Origin of the sequence: Ottowia thiooxydans, assembly GCF_040548795.1 — a bacterium.
Taxonomy (GTDB): Bacteria; Pseudomonadota; Gammaproteobacteria; order Burkholderiales; family Burkholderiaceae_C; genus Ottowia; species Ottowia thiooxydans_A.
In genome coordinates this window covers 516,105-534,613 of sequence record NZ_JBEPSH010000005.1, presented here as the reverse complement: position 1 = coordinate 534,613, position 18,509 = coordinate 516,105, and the positions used below count along the sequence as shown (strand labels likewise).

General features: G+C 59.1%; 18 protein-coding genes. 3 read left to right on the top strand and 15 right to left on the bottom strand.

Annotation, left to right across the window (positions count from 1 at the left end):
- Positions 1 to 64 precede the first annotated feature (64 nt).
- The 5 genes from aspS to ABIE13_RS14580 all read right to left on the bottom strand — a co-directional run bounded on the left by aspS (position 65) and on the right by ABIE13_RS14580 (position 6,062).
- Positions 65 to 1,861, bottom strand: a complete 1,797-nt coding sequence (gene aspS, locus ABIE13_RS14600) for an aspartate--tRNA ligase (protein WP_354444621.1) — start codon at positions 1,859 to 1,861, stop codon at positions 65 to 67.
- Between the two features lie 14 nt (positions 1,862 to 1,875).
- Positions 1,876 to 2,619: a DUF502 domain-containing protein gene (locus tag ABIE13_RS14595; protein ID WP_354444619.1), complete on the bottom strand. Its 744-nt coding sequence runs from the start codon at positions 2,617 to 2,619 to the stop codon at positions 1,876 to 1,878.
- A gap of 35 nt (positions 2,620 to 2,654) precedes the next feature.
- Entirely contained in the window at positions 2,655 to 3,029 is a 375-nt protein-coding gene (locus tag ABIE13_RS14590; RefSeq protein WP_354444617.1) for an FmdB family zinc ribbon protein, read from the bottom strand.
- A 766-nt stretch (positions 3,030 to 3,795) separates the two neighbouring features.
- Positions 3,796 to 5,241, bottom strand: a complete 1,446-nt coding sequence (locus ABIE13_RS14585; RefSeq protein ID WP_354444615.1) for a sodium:solute symporter family protein — start codon at positions 5,239 to 5,241, stop codon at positions 3,796 to 3,798.
- Positions 5,242 to 5,531: 290 nt separating this feature from the next.
- Positions 5,532 to 6,062, bottom strand: a complete 531-nt coding sequence (locus tag ABIE13_RS14580) for a hypothetical protein (RefSeq protein ID WP_354444613.1) — start codon at positions 6,060 to 6,062, stop codon at positions 5,532 to 5,534.
- Between the two features lie 188 nt (positions 6,063 to 6,250).
- On the opposite strand from ABIE13_RS14580, the gene ABIE13_RS14575 reads away from it, so the two are divergent.
- The gene (locus ABIE13_RS14575; protein ID WP_354444611.1) at positions 6,251 to 7,918 is read left to right on the top strand and encodes an ankyrin repeat domain-containing protein; all 1,668 of its coding nucleotides are present in this window, start codon (positions 6,251 to 6,253) and stop codon (positions 7,916 to 7,918) included.
- A gap of 63 nt (positions 7,919 to 7,981) precedes the next feature.
- On the opposite strand, the gene ABIE13_RS14570 is transcribed toward ABIE13_RS14575, so the two are convergent.
- The 3 genes from ABIE13_RS14570 to ABIE13_RS14560 form a co-directional block, all read right to left on the bottom strand.
- The gene (locus ABIE13_RS14570) at positions 7,982 to 8,797 is read right to left on the bottom strand and encodes a DUF2145 domain-containing protein (RefSeq protein WP_354444609.1); all 816 of its coding nucleotides are present in this window, start codon (positions 8,795 to 8,797) and stop codon (positions 7,982 to 7,984) included.
- Between the two features lie 21 nt (positions 8,798 to 8,818).
- On the bottom strand, positions 8,819 to 9,223 hold the full coding sequence (locus ABIE13_RS14565; RefSeq protein ID WP_436278423.1) for a hypothetical protein: 405 nt from the start codon (positions 9,221 to 9,223) through the stop codon (positions 8,819 to 8,821).
- 354 nt (positions 9,224 to 9,577) lie between these two features.
- Positions 9,578 to 10,414 carry a DODA-type extradiol aromatic ring-opening family dioxygenase gene (locus ABIE13_RS14560; protein WP_354444605.1) on the bottom strand — a complete coding sequence of 279 codons (837 nt, stop codon included), beginning with the start codon at positions 10,412 to 10,414 and terminating at the stop codon, positions 9,578 to 9,580.
- A 111-nt stretch (positions 10,415 to 10,525) separates the two neighbouring features.
- Between ABIE13_RS14560 and ABIE13_RS14555 the strand changes: the two genes are divergently transcribed.
- Entirely contained in the window at positions 10,526 to 11,425 is a 900-nt protein-coding gene (locus tag ABIE13_RS14555) for a LysR family transcriptional regulator (protein ID WP_354444603.1), read from the top strand.
- 57 nt (positions 11,426 to 11,482) lie between these two features.
- Here the strand turns inward: ABIE13_RS14555 and ubiB are convergent, their stop codons facing one another.
- From ubiB to ABIE13_RS14530, 5 genes are all read right to left on the bottom strand, one after another.
- Positions 11,483 to 13,051: a ubiquinone biosynthesis regulatory protein kinase UbiB gene (gene ubiB / locus ABIE13_RS14550; RefSeq protein ID WP_354444601.1), complete on the bottom strand. Its 1,569-nt coding sequence runs from the start codon at positions 13,049 to 13,051 to the stop codon at positions 11,483 to 11,485.
- Complete coding sequence (locus tag ABIE13_RS14545) at positions 13,048 to 13,617, bottom strand: ubiquinone biosynthesis accessory factor UbiJ (RefSeq protein ID WP_354444599.1); 570 nt, start codon at positions 13,615 to 13,617, stop codon at positions 13,048 to 13,050. The genes ubiB and ABIE13_RS14545 overlap by 4 nt, the downstream gene beginning before the upstream one ends.
- A gap of 85 nt (positions 13,618 to 13,702) precedes the next feature.
- Entirely contained in the window at positions 13,703 to 14,701 is a 999-nt protein-coding gene (locus tag ABIE13_RS14540) for a Tim44 domain-containing protein (RefSeq protein WP_436278417.1), read from the bottom strand.
- Between the two features lie 53 nt (positions 14,702 to 14,754).
- The gene (gene ubiE / locus ABIE13_RS14535) at positions 14,755 to 15,489 is read right to left on the bottom strand and encodes a bifunctional demethylmenaquinone methyltransferase/2-methoxy-6-polyprenyl-1,4-benzoquinol methylase UbiE (RefSeq protein ID WP_354444597.1); all 735 of its coding nucleotides are present in this window, start codon (positions 15,487 to 15,489) and stop codon (positions 14,755 to 14,757) included.
- A 70-nt stretch (positions 15,490 to 15,559) separates the two neighbouring features.
- Complete coding sequence (locus tag ABIE13_RS14530) at positions 15,560 to 15,976, bottom strand: DUF971 domain-containing protein (protein ID WP_354444595.1); 417 nt, start codon at positions 15,974 to 15,976, stop codon at positions 15,560 to 15,562.
- Positions 15,977 to 16,077: 101 nt separating this feature from the next.
- Between ABIE13_RS14530 and ABIE13_RS14525 the strand changes: the two genes are divergently transcribed.
- Positions 16,078 to 17,148: an AI-2E family transporter gene (locus ABIE13_RS14525; protein ID WP_354444593.1), complete on the top strand. Its 1,071-nt coding sequence runs from the start codon at positions 16,078 to 16,080 to the stop codon at positions 17,146 to 17,148.
- Between the two features lie 15 nt (positions 17,149 to 17,163).
- On the opposite strand, the gene ABIE13_RS14520 is transcribed toward ABIE13_RS14525, so the two are convergent.
- Both ABIE13_RS14520 and rfbC read right to left on the bottom strand, forming a co-directional pair.
- A complete protein-coding gene (locus tag ABIE13_RS14520) occupies positions 17,164 to 17,925 on the bottom strand; it encodes a glycosyltransferase family 2 protein (RefSeq protein WP_354444591.1) in 762 nt (253 codons plus the stop codon).
- A gap of 16 nt (positions 17,926 to 17,941) precedes the next feature.
- Positions 17,942 to 18,499 (bottom strand): dTDP-4-dehydrorhamnose 3,5-epimerase, encoded by a 558-nt coding sequence (rfbC, locus tag ABIE13_RS14515; RefSeq protein ID WP_354444589.1) that lies wholly within the window; start codon positions 18,497 to 18,499, stop codon positions 17,942 to 17,944.
- Positions 18,500 to 18,509: the final 10 nt, after the last annotated feature.

The window sequence follows — 18,509 nt, the reverse complement described above, 5'->3', positions numbered from 1 at the left end:
TGAAGAACCCATCCTAGCAGAGCGCGAGTGCCCGTCGCGTAGGACGGCTTCGCTGCGCGGTGCTTCAGGCTGCTGGCGCAGTGTTGCGCAGCTTGATATGAAGCTCGCGCAACTGCTTTTCTTCCACCGGGCTCGGTGCCTGAGTAAGCAGGCATTGCGCACGCTGAGTCTTTGGAAACGCAATGACATCACGGATGGAATCCGCTTTGGTCATCAGCGTGACCAGACGATCCAGACCGAAGGCCAGACCGCCGTGCGGCGGCGCACCATACTGCAACGCGTCCAGCAGGAAACCGAATTTCAGCTGAGCATCTTCGCGCGAGATCTTGAGTGCATCAAATACCTTGGCCTGCACGTCAGCGCGATGAATACGCACGGACCCGCCACCCAACTCCCAACCGTTCAGCACCATGTCGTACGCTTTGGCGATGCATTTTCCAGGATCGGAATCCATGTAATCTTCGTGACCGTCCTTGGGTGCCGTGAAGGGGTGGTGCACTGCATTCCAGCGGTCTTCGTCGTCGTCGTGCTCGAACATGGGGAAATCCACCACCCAAAGCGGTGCCCAACGGTCTTCGAACAGGCCGGACTTGCGAGCGAGTTCGCCGTGACCGATCTTCAGGCGGAGCGCTCCAATGGCGTCGTTCACGACCTTGCTCTTGTCTGCGCCGAAGAACAGGATGTCCCCGTCCTGCGCACCGCTGCGTTCGAGAATCTGTGCAATGGCCGCATCATGAAGATTCTTCACAATGGGTGACTGAAGGCCGTCCCGGCCTTTGCTGACTTCATTGACCTTGATCCAGGCCAGGCCCTTGGCGCCGTAGATCTTGACGAACTCGGTGTAGCCATCAATCTCGCTGCGGCTCATCTCATTGCCACCGGGCACGCGCAATGCCACGACACGACCGCCCGGGGTGGTGGCCGGGCCACTGAACACCTTGAAGTCCACGTCTTTCATCACGTCGGTCAATTCGGTGAATTCCAGTTTCACACGCAAATCGGGCTTGTCAGAGCCGAAGCGGTGCATGGCTTCTGCATAGGCCATGACTGGGAACTCGCCCAGATCCACGTTCAAAGCGTTCTGGAAAACAGTGGTGATCATGCCCTGGAACAGATCGCGAATTTCCTGTTCGTCCAGGAACGAAGTCTCGATGTCGATCTGGGTGAATTCGGGCTGACGGTCTGCGCGCAAGTCTTCGTCACGGAAGCACTTCGTGATCTGGTAATAGCGGTCGTAGCCCGCCACCATGAGCAACTGCTTGAACAGCTGAGGCGATTGCGGCAGCGCGAAGAACATGCCGTCATGCACGCGGCTTGGGACCAGGTAATCACGGGCGCCCTCGGGCGTGCTCTTGGTGAGCATGGGCGTCTCGATGTCGATGAAACCGTTGCTGTCCAGAAATTTACGTGCCTCCATGGCTACCCGATATCGCAGCATCAGGTTGTTTTGCATGTAGGGACGGCGCAAATCCAGCACGCGGTGCGTCAGACGCGTGGTTTCGCTCAAGTTGTCGTCGTCGATCTGGAAAGGCGGGGTGATCGAGGGGTTCAGAACGGTCAACTCCTGGCACAGCACTTCAATGCCGCCGCTCTTGAGTTGATCGTTGGTGGTGCCTTCCGGACGGGCGCGCACCACGCCTACCACGCGCACGCAGAACTCGTTACGCACCTCTTCGGCCACCTTGAACATGTCAGGACGGTCAGGGTCGCACACTACCTGTACGTAGCCTTCGCGGTCACGCAAATCCACGAAAATCACGCCGCCATGGTCGCGGCGGCGATTTACCCAGCCGCACAGGCTAACGCTCTGACCGATCAGTGCTTCAGTCACCAGGCCGCAGTAGTGGGAACGCATCGACATACCGTGTTTCGCTTTCAGGATTCGGATCTGGCGGCTCCATCAGCCGCCGGAGTTGCAAGAGGGAGCACATTGGGCTCCCCAGGAGTGGAAATGGGCTGCACCTGCTGGACAGTCGCCAACGGGGGCACGGACGCGGACGCGGGGGGCGCCACAACTCCCATGGAAATGACGTATTTCAACGCTTCGTCCACGCTCATCTTCAATTCGACGACGTCAGCGCGAGGAACCATCAGAAAAAAGCCCGACGTGGGGTTGGGCGTGGTGGGCACATAGATGCTGATGAAGTCGCCATCCAGGTGGCGCGACACCTCTCCGCCCGGCCGGCCCGTCAAAAAAGCGATGGTCCAGGCCCCATGACGGGGATACTGCACCAGCACTGCCTTGGAAAAGGCCTGGCCAGAGCCGGAGAACAATGTGTCGGAGACCTGCTTGACACTGCTATAGATGCTGCGCACCACCGGGATGCGCGTCATGACCTTGTCCCATTGGCGCAACCACCATTGGCCGAACATATTGGCGACAAAAAGGCCAGTCCCCAAGATCACGAGCGCGACCAGGATCACGCCCAGGCCCGGAATGTGGCGCAGTTTCTCTGCCAGGATACCGGCATTCGGCACCATGGCTTCAGCGGCGGCCAGCACGCCGAGAAAGATGCCGTCGAGTATGCCCACCAGCCACATCAGCACCCAGACGGTAACGCCCATGGGCAGCCACACCAGCAAGCCGGTGATGAAGTATTGCCTGACGCGCTGCATCATATTGGTGCGAAAGTGGTGGTCACGGAAAGGGCCGCTCAGTTCTTCGTGGATGAGCCACTGGAGCTGCTGCCAGAAGCAGCAGGAGCAGGTGCTGCTGCCGGCGCTGATGCAGGTGCGGTGGCCGGTGCGGGTGCTGAGGCCGGCGCAGCCGTTGAAGCGTCGCCGCCGGCAGCCTTGCCGGCGCCTTCGCTTTTGGAGTCTCCATCAGCTTTGGAAGCGGCTTGTGAGCCGCCACGGAAATCTGTGACATACCAGCCGGAGCCTTTGAGCTGGAAACCAGCTGCAGTCAATTGCTTGCTGAAAGCCTCAGCCCCGCACTCCGGGCAGACCGTAAGAGGAGCATCGGACATTTTCTGCAGTACATCCTTGGCGTAGCCGCAGGAAGAGCATTTGTAGGCGTAGATGGGCATGGCAATCCAGCCGAGGGCGGTAGCTCCCTGGGCAAGTCGAAAGGAAAAACCCTCAATTATAGGCTTCAGGCGAGAATTCGAGTTGCTTGGGAGTCTGCATGGAGCAACTGGGGCCTTCGTTGGCGTCACACCCTTCGGTTCTGGGGGGTCAAGTCGGCAGGCACGACAGCATCAGACTGTCCCGCACGGTGAGAAGGGACAAGATCCTCGCGCTAGCGACTAGTTATTCGAGGGCCGAGCGAAGCAATGGCCCGAATCAGGTTCCCCACCCCCTTTGGCCGTGCCGAGGAGCGCAGGGTAAGGGTCGGGCAAGAGCACTGCAAGATGCTCTTGCTTCGTGATCTAGCTTGCGGCAGCTGTTTGAACGTAGAGAGCGAAGCGAACGAAGAGAGTTCTGCCGCACCGCCCCTGGACCGAGCACCGGAGGTTGCCCGGAGCGAAGTGTAGGGTCGCGGCCGGCATAGGCACGGACTTGGGGCCGCCTTTTTGGGCCTACTGTTTTTGGCGGAGCAAAAAGAGTAGGTGCGCTGCCGGGCGCACTCCCCGGCCTCCGACTTCAATAAAACAGCCGGGGGTAATTAGTAATCACAGCTATCAATCAACCGCCACGTGCCCTCACCCCCGCCCTCTCCCGCAAGCGGGAGAGGGGGAAAGAGGGAGAGGGAGTGAAACCAACCGCCACTCACCCTCACCGGTCGGCCGGCCAAGCCCCACCCTCTCCCAACGGAAGATGGAGTAAGAGAAGAAGCGATTCGTTCATACCTTATCAGCTCGAACCCTCAAGCTTGGGAGTAGGCAAGCGCGTATCTCGCAGCACCTGGGGACACAATGAGCCAACCAGCATACCCACCACCGCCGCCAGCACCCCGGCAAGCTGCGCAGGAAACACCTCACCAGCGGGTGTGAGAAGCAGCGACAGCCAGGTGAGACACCCCAGGGCAATGGAAAGCACGGCACCTTGTGTAGTGGCACGCTTCCAGTACAGGCCAAACACCAGTGGCACAAACGCTCCAACCAAAGTGACCTGGTAGGCGCCAGAGACCATTTCGTAGATGGAAGTCCCCTGCATGCGGATGGAGTACATCAGCACCAGCAGGCTGAATACAAGCACGGTGATACGCATGGTCAGAAGCTCCTGCCGGTCAGTGGTCCGCGGACGAAACTGACGCCAGATGTTTTCCACGAATGTGACGCTGGGCGCCAGCATGGTGGCCGAGGCCGTGGATTTGATGGCCGAGAGCAGCGCACCAAAGAAAACCACCTGCATGATGAACGGCATCTTGTCCATCACCAGGCGCGGAAGCACCTTTTGCGGGTCATCTTGCAGCAGTTGAGCGGCCTGATCCGGCATGATGATGAGCGCACTGGTCACCAGGAACATCGGGATGAAGGCGAACACGATGTAGAGCGAGCCGCCAATGACAGAGCCCCGGGTAGCGGCTTTTTCACTATTGGCCGACATCACGCGCTGAAAAACGTCCTGCTGCGGAATGGAGCCAAACATCATGGTGATCGCCGCAGCGATGAAAAAGGTGATGTCGTGCCAGGTTGGTTCAGGCAGGAAATTGAACATGTCGCGGCTGACGGCAAGCTCGATCACCTTGTCCGCGCCGCCGGCCAGGCCCCCGGCATAGACGGCGAGAATGATGAGGCCGGTGACCAGAATGATCATCTGGAGAAAATCCGTGATGGCCACCGACCACATGCCGCCAAACAAGGTGTAGGCCAGGATGGAAACCACGCCAATCGTCATGCCCATCGGCACAGTGATTGCGCCGCCTGAAAGCACATTGAACACGAGGCCGAGCGCTGTGACCTGGGCGGAGACCCACCCCAGGTAGCTCACCATGATGAACAAAGAGCACACGAGCTCGATCACGCGGCCATAGCGCTCGCGGTAATAGTCGCTGATGGTGAGCAGGTTCATCCGGTAGAGCCGGGCAGCAAAGAAAATTCCCACCAGAATCAGACAGAACCCTGCACCAAACGGATCTTCGACCACGCCGCCCAGCCCGTCCTGGACGAACTTCGCCGGTATGCCGAGCACAGTCTCGGACCCGAACCATGTGGCAAAGGTCGTGGTCACGATCATGATGAGCGGCAGATTGCGCCCAGCGACCGCAAAATCGACCGTCGTCTTGACCCGCTTGGCGGCAATCAGGCCGATGGCGATGGTGACCAGCAGATAGGCGAAAACCAATGTCAACAGCACGGCAAGCGCTCCAAAGTAGGTAGGGGGAAGCCTTGAGGAAACGCGGATTCTAGTGCGACATTGGTCAGGGATCCTCTACGCCCATGCTCATGCCGATTCGGGAAAGTCGACTTGGCCAGCGGCGATTGCGCCCGCTTTTCAAATCGCGACAAAGTATACCTTTTGACGCAAATAAAAACCGAGAATTCGCTCGCCACAGCAGAGCAATGAGGATCTTCATTCGACTTCCGTTGCGAGCACCGTCAAAGACTCGGCTGTGCTCTGCTGCACCCATTTTGAATGCCTGGCTTTCAAGCCGCGGAATTCAGACCGCTCAGGGCCCAGTGGTGCAGGAGCTCTCGCACCATGATCAATCTCGCAGAGTGCGCGCTATCCACCGGCAAACGATCCTGCGCCTCAGGACGCCCTTCGGAGCGAGCGATCAGGCGGTTGAATAGTGCCTCGACTGCATCCATGCTCAGCCAGATAGGTGACCCCCATGGCCCACTCAAATTCAGCCCCGACGGGTGTTGCGCCGCGATAGTGCGATGGCCCTCGCCAAGGAATTCGGATGCCAGGCCATATAGCAACTGATCCGCGCTGAACAATTGAAGGGCCGCAGGCAATCGGACCCGGGCCGGCATGACGGCCTCTTCTACCAGCTCGATGGCCTGCTCTATCTCCAGCGGACTAGGGGGTGCATGTCGCAGAACGTTGCGGGCCAAGGCACCAACTCCCACAGGCATGGAAAGCTCAATCGAAAGTTCCAACCCCGGCATGGACCGCACCCAGGTGACTTCATCCTGAAACTCAAGCGAGAGAGTGATGGGCTGGGCGTTCAAGCACATGCTCCAGTGGAAGCACGAAAGCTTATGCGCTGGCGAGGACCGTGCCTGGGCACTGCAAAACAAGTCATGGCCAATTTAAAAGCCGGATGGACGCAAGTTGAGATATCCATCATACGGGGGGCCTTTGGATTGACTCGACCTGCTACTAAAGTCAACCTGAATGGAACTCACAGTCACACGAAGTGACTCATTCTGTACAGGACACGGGAAAGGATTTCCAGATGCTTCCACAGATAGACGGCCAAACTCACGTCAACTCCGCTTTGGTGGGGAGTCAACAGTCTGGCACCGCTCCTGAGTCCAAGAGCCACATCAGGGTAGGTGTCACCGAGGTGGGCCCATCGCTTGCAACCGGCCGTGACGAAAGCCTTCAAGAGGTCGTCGACTCTTTTGCACAGCTGGGTGATCTGGAAGACAGCAATTCCCCGGCCACGACGAGTTTCCCGCAGGTGAGTGACATCGCGGGCACAACGTCCTTGAGTTACAAGGGTCCCATCCGCCTCCTGCCCTACAAAATAGCTGTTTCTCTTTGCCCCCATGACACCGCCCAAGCCCTGTGCAACAGGGCGGTCCATGGTCAGCTGGATGAGATGCGGGCATGGCTCCAGGCGGGCGCAAGCCCTAACTCAAGAAACGCGTTGGGTGAAGCCGCATTGACACTTGCGGTCCGTCACGGATCTACTCCGGCCGTCACCGAATTGCTGCGAGCCGGCGCATGCGTCAACCAGGTGGACAGCTCGGGATGCACTCCACTGCTTCATGCGATACGAGAGGGCCATCGTGATGCCATTGAGCTTCTGCTTGAGTTTCAAGCGGAGATCGATGTATGCGACTGCGATGGAGCGTCAGCATTGGCCCTGGCAGTCCAGCGCGGAGACGCAGACACCGTGCAGCTCCTGGTGGAAGCAGGTGCCAACATTGAGCTTCGCGATAGAAACGGACTCACGCCGCTGATGTGGGGTGCACGGAACAGACACCCAGAGGTGGTGGACAGCTTGCTCACGGCGGGAGCAGACATTAACGTCCATGACAAGAGCGGCCATTCTCTTTTGGACCACGCGGTGAAACCACGCAACGTGCAGGTCCTGGATAGCTTGCTGAGGGCGGGGGTGCAGTTCAAAGCGTCATCGTACGCCCTGGCTCGCCTTCCCAGTTTGAAAAATGCCATCGAAAACGAGTGTTGGCATGTGGCGGAGGCGCTCATTGGCTCCGGTGGCAAAGCCAGAGTCTCTCGAAGCGATTTGACAGCATGGGGCCTCTGGCCGGTGACTCATGTCAATCGAGCGCACCTGGAGCAGCGACTGGAACATGCACTCGAAGCCGGACACTTGCACACCAGCAGGCTGATGATTGCCGCGCTGAATGCGCGCGGTGATGCATTTGTCAAGAACGGCGCGGCATCACTCGAGGGCGTGACCCATGTAGGGCCGCTGACCCTGCTGGAATTTGCCGCTCGCACGGCGCCGCTTCCTATCGTGCTTGAATTGCTTGAGAAGCTTAAACCAGAACCTGTCGTTGACGAAGGTGGTACGGCGCATGGAGGTCAGCCGTCGGCCCGAGTCCAGCAGATGCAGACCATTGCCACCCACCTGGGGCTAGGCGACGAACTTGCCGAATTGCAAATTGCACAGCAGACGCCAAAAGGCTCAGACAGCCTGCAGGCAGACTACTTCGAACATCTCAACCGCGCATTGGCATCTGCCGCACAGGCCAGTCGACGGGACCTGGTTCACTCCCTGATGGCGCTTGGAGCAGATCCTTATGCGCAATTTTTTGACCGGACGTCTGCAGTTAGCGCAGCAGTTGAAAATGCAAGCGTGGACATATTCCATATTCTGACGGGGTCTTAAGGCGCCTGGATCGGACGCCTTGCCCCGGCCTTTTCCGATTGGAAGGCCGAGAGGCCTGCCGTTCTAAAGGCCGGTTCTGCCCTGGCCTCCGGGAGCCAACCGCTCCAGCCATGCCAGCATGGAGTCCGCCGTCACGGTTTCAATCTGATTGGCAAAGCGCTGAGCATTAGGGTGATCGTCAAAAGCGATATTGGCAGCAGTCGCCCTGCCTCCCAGCCGAGTGAGCGCACGGATTTCCAGAATGGCGGGCTTATAGTCTTTCAGTCGCAACCAGCCTTGCGCTTGTTGGCGGCTCAGCATGCCTGGTTCAGCTGCCAGCGCCAGCGTCTCTGCAGCCCATTGATTGGATTGTTGATAGCGTGTGCCCCAGGCATAGCTGACCATGCTGTAGCGAGGCTCGTGCATCGCCACCACGCGCGTGTTGTTCTGCAGCAGACTCCATAGTGCCTCTTCCCAGGCTTTAGGCACCGTATGCCAGGCTGCCTGATGGCGCCACAGGTCGTCCAGGAAGAACTCGCCCAGTCCATGGCGCATGAGCATGGAACGGTCGGAGCCGCAATCGTTCAGCTTGTGCACCACCTGCCACCCTCCGGTGGGCAAACGATAAGCCCAAGCCACATGCGACCACGTCTGCTGGTAGCGGGTGAGATCTTGCCCGGCTCGTGCCAGCAACACGACGCGCGTACCGTCTTTTTCGTAGGTATTTTCAAGCGCACTGGCAGTCTGCTGGGCAAGCGTCAGGCTGCGTTCAATGGCTTGCGGGCTCAGCTTGGCCGCAGTGCACGAGCGTCCGGCGTATGCGTTGCCGCTGGCCAATGCCACAAGCACGGCGATGAGAGCCGCACACAGGGACGCAGAAAAACGAGACAAACTTTTCAAGGTCTTTTCCACTTTCTGGCCTTAGATCAATCTTTCGCTGTGGAGCAAGGCTTGACCCGCCTCATTGGGCACGAACGCAATAGCCTCCCCTGCTGCCGACAAAATCGTACCGCTTGCGATGACGGTCGTGACCAAAGCGGTGCCCACACTGGCAGACGCACTTGAAAGCGCTCTTTCACTGAGACGCACACTGGCCGTGGCGCCATCGCTGGCGCGTTCCAGCACATACACCGTTCCGTGGGCAGACACTTCGACAGCCTTGATCGTCAGCACTGCACCAGACACCGCCAGGGCTACCGGCACAGCGACTGCAGTGCGTGAGACGGCACCTGCAATCGCGCCGGTGACAAGCACAGACGCAACGGGGAGCAAGGACACGCCCAATGATGCGTTGCTTTGCGCCCAAGTCGGGCTGCTCGCCCCCATCAGAATGGCGCCAGCGACATACACCGACCGCCGGAAGCGACCAAGCGCGCGAACCGTGTTCGAAGCAGAGGGCAAAACGCGGCTCGAAGCGGGCTGCATCACATTGTTATGAACGAAATTGACCATGGAAAGAATTCTGCACCACTTCACCCTAAAGAAGTCCATCCGTGCGATCAGTCGCTTCCCGGAATATGGTGAGTATCTTTAACCGATACTTTTTCAATAAAGAGTGGTCCTCTCGTTCGAAGCAGCGCCTGGTCAATCCAATAGGCGCAGGCAGTGTTTGAGGTGCCGTCGCCTTACTCCGAGCTTTCAGCTTTGCCAAATGGCAATGAAGTGAGGGTGTGCTTGCCTTCAATCAAACCTGAAGGCGGAGATCATCGTTCGCATGACTTCATCCGAGAACACCTTGCGTCCCACGCCCTCCCCTGCGGCGCCTGCGACTACGTGCAGAGGCAACAGGTGTTCCTCGGCCCTCGCGGGATGCGACAGGCGGCCAGCCGGGCCGCTGGCAGTGTCCCAGTGCGCCAAACGTGCATTGCGCTCTGGCGCGGGCAGCGCGACAGTTTCCGTCAGCCAGCGATCGAACTCGGCGCTGATGGGTGTGGAACGTGGATCTCCGTACCCACGCATATTGTGGTAACTCATGCCGCTGCCGATGATCAGTACCCCTTCGTCTCGCAGCGGGGCCAGCGCACGGCCGTAATCGACATGGGCCCCGGCATCCAGATTGCCCAGCAGCGACACTTGAAGCACGGGGACTTGGGCATCTGGAAAGGCCACCTTGAGAGGGATGAAGGTGCCATGGTCGTAACCCCGCTCTTCGTCTACGGCCGCATCTATATGCGCGCCCGCAAGCAAGCCCCGTACGCGCTCTGCAAGAGCGGGGGTGCCGGGGGCCGGATAACGAAGTTCGTAGGTATGGGGCGGAAACCCGTAGTAGTCAAACAACATGCCGGGTTGAGCGGCACCGCTCAGAGTCACCTGAGGCGCGAGCCAGTGCGCTGTCACCAGCAAGATGGCCTTGGGTGGGGCGGGCAGGCTGCCGGGGATACTGCGCAGGAAATCAGCGGTCTTGTCCCAGGCGTCCACCGGGTTCCAGTCCATGAAAAAGCAGGGACCTGCGCCATGTGGAATGTAGAACGCGGGCATCCGGGACACGGATGTCGAAGAGTCGGAAGGTGTGTTCATGATGATGGCTCGGGGAACTTGTCAGTGCATAGTTTGATCTTTGACTGGCCCTTTTTAAAGGGCCAGAATCGCCAATCAGTTTTAACCAGGAGTACGAAATGAAAGCCTGCCGTGGATAGATTGAGCAGCATGCGGGTGTTCACCCTGGCGGCGCAAGCAGGAACACTCTCGGGCGCAGCGCGCGCTTTGGACATGTCACCTTCCATGGCGACCAAGCACGTCGATGCGCTGGAAGAGCGCCTGGGCGTGAAGCTGCTGCACAGGACAACCCGGAAACTGGTACTGACAGAGGCTGGCGAAGCTTACCTGGAAGCCGCGCTGCGCATTCTGGATGATGTGGACGAAGCCGACGCCACTGCCACGGCCCAGAGAACACGCGCCACCGGAGTACTGCGTCTGAATATGCCCCTGTCCTACGGTATGCGGCACATTGCGCCATTGATTCCTGTGTTCAGTGAGGCGCATCCGGCCGTGAGCCTGGAACTGGGCATGACAGACGCCCCGGTGGATCTGGTGGGTGAACGCTGGGACATGGCCGTACGCATTGGTCACCTGCACGACGACACCTTGCAAGCTCGCAGGCTGGGTGATTGCAGCATGATCCTGTGCGCAGCGCCCTCCTATCTCAAGCGCCATGGTGCTCCCACCACCGTCGCCGACCTCGCCAAGCACAACTGCCTGGGCTACACCCTCTCCATCACCAATTCACCGACGCTGTGGCGATTCGGACGGGAGGGCAGCATCACCCAGGCCGTGCAAGGGAATCTTCGTGCCAATAGCGGAGAAGCGCTCTTGGCAGCCGCGCTAGGTGGGCAGGGTTTGATCTATCACCCCACCTTTATTCTGAATGAGGCCATCGCCAACGGTGGTCTGACTGCGTTGACGCTGGACCATCCCCCCCACGAATTGGGCGGCATCTACGCCGTCTGGCCCGCCAATCGGCACCCCCCCGCCAAAGTGCGGGTGATGGTGGATTTCCTGGTGGCTAGATTGGGCACATCGGGTGGCTGAATGAAACAGCTTCAGCCACGAAAGGCCGGCGACCTGGCGAGGTAAATGCTGTTTGACTTAAAACCAGTTCAGGCGAGCGAAAACAAACAAAGCAACCAGCGCCAGCAGGAACGCCAGGAAGGAAACTGCGATCACTTTGAGAAGGCTATTGGTTCGCTTTTGCTCCACGACGAGTGCCAAAAGCTCCCGCCTCAGATCCTGGCTGGGTCGCTGCGAGAGATAGCCATGCAGCAGGCGCGGCATCTCAGGCAGCATCTTGGCGAGGTAAGGCGCCTGGTCCCGGACTTCTTTCCAGATACGCTTGGGACCCAATTGCTCCAGCATCCATTTTTCGAGAAATGGCTTGGCGGTGTGCCATAGATCAAGATCCGGGTCAAGCTGGCGCCCCAGACCTTCGACGTTCAACAGGGTTTTCTGCAGAAGCACCAACTGAGGCTGGATCACGACCTGGAAGCGCCGTGAAGTCTGGAAAAGGCGCATCAGCACCATGCCAAGAGATATTTCCTTCAAAGGCCTGTCAAAGTAGGGCTCACAGACGCTTCGTATGGCCGCCTCCAGTTCATCGACGCGCGTGCCCGGTGGCACCCAACCGCTCTCCAGGTGCAGTTCGGCCACGCGTTTGTAATCGCGACGGAAGAACGCGGTGAAGTTCTGGGCCAGGTATTCCTTGTCGTACTGCGTGAGCGTGCCAACAATGCCGAAATCCAGCGAAATGTAGCGGCCAAAAGTCTCGGGCGCCACACTCACCATGATGTTGCCAGGGTGCATGTCCGCGTGGAAAAAACCGTCGCGAAACACCTGCGTGAAGAAGATAGTGACGCCGTCTCGCGCAAGTTTCGGGATGTCGACTCCGGCCTGGCGCAGTCGATCTACCTGGCTGATCGGAATGCCTTTCATGCGCTCCATCACCATGACGTCAGAACGGCAGTAGTCCCAGAAAATTTCCGGGATCAACACCAGATCCAGACCAGACATGTTGCGTCTCAACTGGGCTGCACTGGCCGCTTCGCGCACCAAGTCCAGCTCGTCGTGCAGGTACTTGTCGAACTCCGCCACGACTTCCCGGGGCTTGAGCCGCTTGCCGTCCGCCGAAATGTTCTCAATCCACCCCGCCATGCTGCGGATGAGGTTCAGGTCTTTTTCAATGACCTTCTGCATGCCAGGTCGCAGCACCTTGACCGCAACTTCTCGCTCTTTGCCGCTGGCGTCTCGCAGAACAGCAAAATGCACTTGAGCGATGGAAGCGCTTGCGACCGGTTCCCGTTCGAAACTGACAAAAATCTGGTCGATAGGCAAGCGAAATGCGCGCTCTATCGTGGCTACGGCCACTTCGGCCGGAAATGGCGGTACGCGGTCTTGCAACAGCGACAGCTCGTCGGCAATATCGGTGGCCAGCAAGTCTCTGCGGGTGGACAGCACCTGCCCGAACTTGACAAAAATGGGCCCCAGACGCTCAAGCGCCTCCCGCAAGCGCTGTCCGCGGGGAGCCGATAGGTCTCGCCCCACAGAGGCGATCCTCGCGATCATTCGAAGCCACGGCTTTTGGAAACTGGTGAGAACCAGCTCATCCAGCCCGTAGCGCAACGCCACCCAAGCGATGGTCGTGGCCCGAAGCACGCTCCTCATGAACCAGCCTTACCGCCAAAGGAACCCGAGTCCGAGCGCGCAGGACCGCCAGCAGCCTTGCCGACGAATTGCCGCAAGGCGGCCGCTGCACTGCGCGCCACATTCGAAAGTGTGTGGGCAGGTGCATCGCCTATGAAGCGTGCAAGATCTTCCTCTGCATCCCAGCGCACGTTATCGACCAGCCAATTGACTTCGGCCGCGAACTGAACGTCACCCTCAATACGCACACCGGGTTTTTCTCCCCGAAGAACGCCCTGGGCCACTGCCAGAGGAGAGGTATCGGTTACGGTGAGCAGCAGGTCTGGGGTGGCGACGGGGGCCAGCTCCAGGAGCCCGGCGGGCGTGGCCATCAACTGCATGGAAAAATCGCGCCACTGTATTCGGACGACGCGCCCCTTTTGCTTCAGAAGCCGCGCCTGGGCTTCCGGTTCCTGCATCAGCACATGGTTCAAGAACAGCACCGAGCGGTGCTGCATCTCATCCACCAGCCAAGCCGGAGCTGAGAGTTTTTCTGTGAGCTTGCCGAGTGCGTCGGACAGAAATGAAAAAGGGGACTGTGTTGCCATAGTCCCCATTATCGGTCGAGTGGTGAGCGGCAGAGCGTCAGACCCTGCCGCAGAGACGCTATTGCGCGCCTCCTACCTGAAGAAATCACTGAAGTGCTTGCACTCCGGCAACCAACCAACCACCCCGGCCGTTGCGGGCCTTGGTCATGTTCCAGACTTCGCGGAATGGGCTTGGGCCCGCGGACAGATCTTCGCGAATCATGCCGCTGAATTCGACGCTTGCCACGTAGGCGTCGTCAGCTTCTTCGATGCCGAGCAACTGGGCTTCCAGCATCACCACTTCGGTCTTGTTGGCTTGACCTGGGGCAGTGCGCTCGCGCTCAGCCAACTGGCTTTGAATCTCGGTCAGCATGTCGTCGGTCATCATCGCCCGAAGCGCAGGAATGTCGGAGCGATCCCATGCGTCTTGCAAAGTGATGAAGTTGCGCTTGGCTGCCTCGGTAAAGCCGCCAATATCAAAATCCGCAGGAACACCCCAATTTTGTGAACCAGCCAGGCCGGAACCGATCATGGAGCCACCGGCCGCGCCAGATGTGGCGGCACTGGAGTCAAAGCGGGTGTTCTGGCCTTCCCAAGGGCGAGCCGAGGCGTCGTTTCCGACCTTCTCAGGACTGTACTGCCGCGGCGTCACCGGGTTGGCTGCTCCTGCGCCTTGGTAGGCAAGAGAACCATTGTTGGTGCTGGCGCGGCGTCGCACCAGATTGAAGACAACGACTGCGGCGATGACCAAAAGAGCAATCAGCAAGATGTTGCCAAATGCTGCGCCCAGGCCGAGCGAACTGGCCAACCAGGCAAGCCCCAGGCCGGCGGCCAGGCCACCCAGCATGGCACCCCATGGTTTGCGAGCAGCCGCTGCTGCGCCAGCACCTGCAGCGCCTGCCGCGCCAGCGGCAGCGTTTTGGCCTGGAGCGTTGGGGGCAGCAGCCGGAGGCGTGGCGTCACGCTGAGTCACGTTGCTCGATTGGCGGCCCATGGACTTTCCGCCGCCCATACGGCGCGCCTCGGCGTCGAATGTGAAAGCGCCCACCATGACCACTGCTAAAAGCAAGGTACAGAGGCGCGAAACAATGGCAGACAGTTTCATGTGGTCGAATCTCCTTAAATTAAGTTTTCACACAAGGGTAAAGTACCCAAAGACTAACCGCATTTAATGCCAACGTGTAGAGCAACAACCCCACCCGTCATGTTGTGATAGTCCACGTGTCCAAACCCATTGACCTTCATAAGCGCTTTTAGTTCCGCTTGATCCGGGTGCATTCGGATGGATTCGGCAAGATATCTGTAACTTGCGTCATCTCCGGCCACCAGTTTCCCCAGGCGCGGCAGGACCTTGAACGAATAAAGATCGTAGGCTTTTTGCAACGGTGCGGCCACGCGGGAGAATTCCAGCACCAAAAGTTTGCCGCCTATCTTGAGCACACGGGCCATTTCGCGCAGCGCTGCGTCCTTGTGCGTCATGTTGCGCAGACCGAAGGCTACGCTGACCACATCGAAATAGCCGTCTGGAAAAGGTAGCTTCTCTGCATCGCACACCATCGTGGGAAGCAGGACACCGGCATCCACCAGGCGATCACGCCCTGTGCGGAGCATGGCTTCGTTGATGTCCGTGTGCACCACTTGTCCGCTGCTGCCCACCTTTTTAGAAAATGCCAGGGCCAGATCCCCGGTGCCGCCGGCGATATCCAGCACGCGATGGCCTTCCTTCAAATTGGCAACCGTGACGGTGTAGGCCTTCCAAACACGGTGCAGGCCGCCCGACATGAGGTCGTTCATGAGGTCGTAGCGCGACGCCACGGAGTCGAAAACGCCGCGCACGCGCCGCGCCTTGTCTCGCTCATCGACGTCTTCGTAACCGAAGTGGGTGGTAGCCATTTTTAGGGATGCAGTTCGGGTTGGGTTATGTCTGTAGAAATCGAACGAAGTCGAATGTGCCGCGCAGGATTCAATGGTGGCCGCAGGCGCCGCCACTCTGTTGAATCATGGGTGCATCGCGATCGACCCCGGCTGCCGCCAGGCGTTCTTCATACTCGCGCCACAGTTGTTCCTGGCGCGAACCCAGAAAGTATAGATACTCCCATGTGAAGATGCCGGACTCGTGACCATCTGAAAACGCCGGTTGCACGGCGTAATTGCCCACAGGATCCAGCCCGGTGATGGTGACCTGGCGCTTTCCGGTCTGCAGAACCTCCTGACCAGGACCATGGCCTTTGACCTCGGCAGAGGGCGAATACACGCGCATCAACTCGAAGGGAATGCTAAAGCGCGTTCCGTCCGACCACGCCAGCTCAAGAAGACGCGATTTGGCATGGACGACAAGTGTCTCGGGGGCAGAGACTGGCGTAGAGGTGGGGCTGGACATGGCTTGTTTGATCAGGGACTGTGTAATTCATCCGATTGTGACGCTCCTCGCCCCGCTTGTGCCGATCTCCGGCGATCTCCTCAGGTTATAGTGGCGGCGCTATGAACACCCCCTCCTTACAACGCATTGTTTTCCTGCTGCTGCTGGCCTTGATCACAATCGCTTTTGGGTGGTTGCTCAAGCCCTTCTTTGGCGCGGTGTTCTGGGCCATGACGCTGGCGTTGATGTTTGACCCCATTTATCAGCGCATTCGCACCAGGTTGCGCGGCCGCAGCAATCTGGCGGCGCTTGCGACGCTGCTGCTCTGCCTGGTGATCGTCATTTTGCCCATGGCTCTGGTGACATCCACGCTGATTACGGAAGTCACCGGTGTGACCCAACGGATCAAAGCCGGAGACATCAACTTTCGCGCCTATTTTCAGCAGGTCCTGACAGCATTGCCTCACTGGCTGCTCGACTGGTTGGACCGTCTGGGGCTCTCGAATCTTCAGGGCGTGCTTGATCGACTCTCCGCCGGCCTGGCGCAAGGCGGGCAAATGCTGGCGACCAATGCACTGGCCATAGGCCAGAACACTTTCGACTTCCTGGTCAGCTTCGTGATCATGATGTATTTGCTTTTTTTTCTGCTGCGCGATGGTCGGGATCTGGCCAGGATGGTGCGCGACTCCATCCCGCTGGAGCGTGAGCACACCCGCTACCTGCTCTCCAAATTCGCGACCGTGGTTCGTGCCACGGTCAAAGGCAACGTGCTGGTCGCCCTGGCTCAAGGGGCTCTGGGCGGCTTGGCTTTCTGGGCTCTGGGTATTCATGCAGCGGTTTTCTGGGGTGTAGTGATGGCATTGCTATCTCTGCTGCCGGCCATTGGCGCTGCCTTGGTCTGGGCCCCCGTTGCCATTTACCTGCTGTCCACAGGCTCGGTCTTGTCTGGCGTCGGCCTCGTCTTGTGGGGTGTGCTGGCGATTGGCCTGTCAGATAACGTCTTGCGCCCCTTGTTGGTGGGCAAAGATACCAAGATGCCCGACTACCTGGTGCTTGTCAGCACCATTGGAGGTATGTCGCTGTTTGGCATCAACGGCTTCGTCATTGGCCCCACCATCGCAGCCATGTTTATCGCATTCTGGGCACTTTTCAATCACAAGGAAGATGACCTGAAGCTGGAATCGGAACGTTGAGGCAGCCGCCCCTGCTCAGGCGCGTGACTTTTTCCAGTCGCGGTAGGCGGTGGAACCCCAAAGCCTGCACAGGCTGCTGACGTGCCAGAACAAGTGCTTCAGGTTTCGATGGCTGGCGCGCTGGCCAGCATGCTCCACGACGGCGTCAGAAGCGCGCACCAATTCCCAACCTGCCAGCCGCATGCGAAGACAGAAATCGACGTCTTCACAGTACATGTGGTAGCGCTCATCGAACCCACCGATCTGACCATAGGCCTCGCGGCGCACCAGCAAACAGGCGGCATTGACCCAGTCAGGCTCAGTGCCCGCAGAGACTTCCTGCCGCCTTGCGCCCAGATAGCGAGCCAGAAGACGTGCGGGCGTGGGCAGCAGGCGCTCGCTGTCGCTTGACTTGCCGGCTCCATCCAATTGACGTGGATAAGCCGCGCCCGCAGTAGGCAGTTGGCTCAGCCTTCGTGCCATGGCGTCCAGGGGGTTGCCACTAAAACGCACATCGGGGTTGAGTACAACAAATAGCTCACTGGACCCCAGCGCAGCATCGCGCGCGAACGCTTGATTGTGATTGGCACCGAAACCTTGCGGCACTTCGTTTTTGATCACGATCAGCTCGAACGTCAATTGACTGATGCTCAAAGCCGCTGCCAGCGTGGGCTCTGGCTGGTTCAAGGTGAGAATCACGCGGCGCAAACCAGGCTCCTCCAGAGCCGCCAGATCACCAAGCAGCACCAGCACGTCATCGCCGTGCCCATGGCTGATAAGCGAAACTGTGATCGTCATGCCAGAGTGCAAGGCCTCATGCAAACAGGCTCGCTTCACTCAGAGGTACGCCGGCTTTATCCTTGTCCGACAGGAGCGGCGCTGTGATGCCGTGCGCTGCGAGAGGCCACTCAATTCCCAAGGCGGGGTCGTTCCAGGCAATGCAACGTTCGTGCTGCGGCGCGTAATAGTCCGTGGTCTTGTAGAGAAAGTCAGCTGATTCGCTCAGCACCACGAACCCGTGGGCCAATCCAGCAGGCACCCAGAATTGGCGGTGGTTGTCACCGCTCAGTTCAACCCCAGCCCAGCGGCCGAAGGTTGGCGAGCCCTGGCGAATATCAACCGCGACATCGAAAACCAGTCCCTGGGTGACGCGCACCAACTTTCCTTGCGCTTGCTCCAGCTGGTAATGCAAGCCGCGCAAAACACCCTTGCTGCTGCGGCTATGGTTGTCCTGCACGAATTCGGGGTCCACCCCGGTTGCAGCAGCGAATGCACGACGGTTGAAGCTTTCCATGAAAAAGCCGCGTGAGTCTCCGAACACCTTGGGCTCCAGGATGAAAACGCCGTCGATGGCGGTAGGGATAGCTTGCATATTTAGTTCC